The 2,268-nt window shown below is 66.5% G+C and carries 2 protein-coding genes; both read left to right on the plus strand.

The window, feature by feature from the left end:
• On the plus strand, positions 1-500 hold a 500-nt coding region (locus tag VEW47_05780), incomplete at its 5' end, for a WecB/TagA/CpsF family glycosyltransferase (protein HYS04687.1).
• 344 nt (positions 501-844) lie between these two features.
• A partial coding sequence (locus tag VEW47_05785; GenBank protein ID HYS04688.1) for a hypothetical protein occupies positions 845-2,268 on the plus strand: 1,424 nt, incomplete at its 3' end.

The raw sequence follows: 2,268 nt of genomic DNA on the forward strand, positions 1-2,268 counted from the left end.
TCCTTCCGTTGATCGAGCGGGCAGCAACACGGCGCTGGAAGGTCTACCTGCTCGGTGGCGGAGCGGGAGTTGCTGAAAAGGCGGCGAAGGTCCTGACGGCACGATTCAGGGTGGACGTCGTGGGTTGCGATGCACCGATGATTTCCCTCGAATCAGATCCGGCCCAGGACGAACCGGTGATCGATCGCATCCGCCGTGCGAGGCCGGAGATCCTCCTCGTAGCGCTCGGTGCGCCGAAACAGGAATTGTGGCTGCATAGAGTCGGGCCGCGCATCTCCCCCACGGTCGGCATCGGCCTGGGCGCGGCGCTGGACTTCGTCGCGGGGGCGGCACGTCGCGCGCCCGCTTGGATGTCGCGCGCGGGACTCGAGTGGCTCTTCCGGCTCTTACAGGAACCGCGCCGGCTGAGTCGCCGGTATCTCCTGGACGACCCGAAGTTCTTGCTCATCCTGTACCGGATGCTCCGCACTCCGCGGGCGCTGCGCACCCAGGTGGTCTGAACTGACGGTCGCACCCGGGAGCGGCAGAGGTCCCTCGCCTGCCCGTATGACTTCCTCTCGAGCGCCCCGCGTGCCGATTGCTGCCCGGAAGCGCCGCCGGCCCCGGGGACCGCACGTCGGCTTGTAACAATTGCGGTCCCAGCGCAGGCGCGATCGACGCGTTTTTACCGAGAACCGCATAGCCGCGCGCGCAGCGTGTAGGCGAAAGAGCGGACTGCAGAGTGAAATTTCGCGTCGTCTCCGGCACGCACCGCTTTGGCAAGGCTGTTGCTTTGCACCTCCGCCGCCGGGTCCCCATCCGACCGCCGTCCCCCGGCCAAAGCGGAGAAGACAGGAGTGTTTCCGTGAACCTCGTCGAGCGCGCACTGCGTCAGCGCCGTGCGGGACGATTTCTGAGCTGCCTTGCCCTGGCAATCTTCATCCCCCGCATCGCCCTCGCTGCCGACCCGATCGTATCCTCCAACTTCGCCGGCCAGGAAGACCCGCTCTCGGAGAACGCCCTCTGGGAGCCGCTCAACTCCATGTCTCCCGACGGGATCCGTTTCCAGAAGAACAACGGGCTCGCCTACCAGAACGGGTACAACGCGGCGCACAACAACCATGCCGGCGCCCGCATGGCTGCGGCTGCCGGGGTGCCGAACGATCACTACGCGGAGATCGTCGTCGGGCACATCGGCCCCCCCCCCGCCGGCACCACCGTCCCCAGGGACTACGTCGGGGCCTGGGTTCGCCTCCAGCCCTCGGGTCCGGCGATCGACAGCGGGTATCTCTACTGGGGCACGAACGGCGCGAGCGGAGAGAACAACTGGCTCTACCGGATCGTCGCGAACGGTAGCTCGTACAGCGCGGCCAAGCTCATCCAGCACTCGCCTTTTGCAGACGGCGACCGCGTCCGCCTGATCGCGCGTGGCCCGGTCATCTACGGGATTCACAACGGCGTCCGCGAGTTCATCTACAACTCCGGCCCCGACGGCGACGGCTGCCCAGCGGCCCCCAATTGCCCCCCCCGCTACGACACGGGAACGACGGGGATGCTCAGCTTCGTCCAGGTTCCTCCGGTGACGGACGCATCGATCTCCTCCTGGGCGACGGGGGCGGCACCAGCCTCGTCGGGGGTCTGGGCCTCCACGACCTTCTCCGGCGTCGAGGATCCGCTGGACGAAGGCGACCGCTGGTACCCGCTGCCCGGCTATCAGGGATTCAGGAAGGCGGGTGGTCTGGCGATCGGCAGGGACATCAACCAACACAACATCTCCGGAGTCTGGAGCATCGCGCCTCCTCAGAAGCAGTATTCCGAGGTCACGCTGGGACCGGTGTCACCGGCAGGGAGCGGAGGCGGAGGCGGGCCGGTGGTCCGCATCGATCGAACCAACCTCGGTCAGACGGGATACCTGCTGTTCCTCTATGTCGACAATCCCTCGGCCTCGGGCGTCTACAAGATCGTCCCGGGAAACTTCTTGCTCATCGGAGGCTTCAGTACTCCGCCCACCCTCCTGGCCGGAGACAAGTGGCGGCTGACCGCCGACGGAAACACGCTGACGGTCTCCAACAACGGGGTCTTCCAGTTCTCGGTCACCGATCCCAACAGCACATACCCGACGGGTGACGTCGGCATGGAGGCCTTCAAGTCGGCGTTCACCTTCATGGGATGGGAGGGCGGAGACCCCGCCGCAGCCGGGACCGTACAGTCGCCGACGATCTCCGGATTCACGCCTGCCAGCGGTCCGGTGGGAACCAGCGTGACCATCAGCGGCACGAACTTCACGGG

It is taken from the genome of Candidatus Dormiibacterota bacterium (genome assembly GCA_035635555.1).
Classification (GTDB): Bacteria; Acidobacteriota; Polarisedimenticolia; order Gp22-AA2; family Gp22-AA2; genus Gp22-AA3.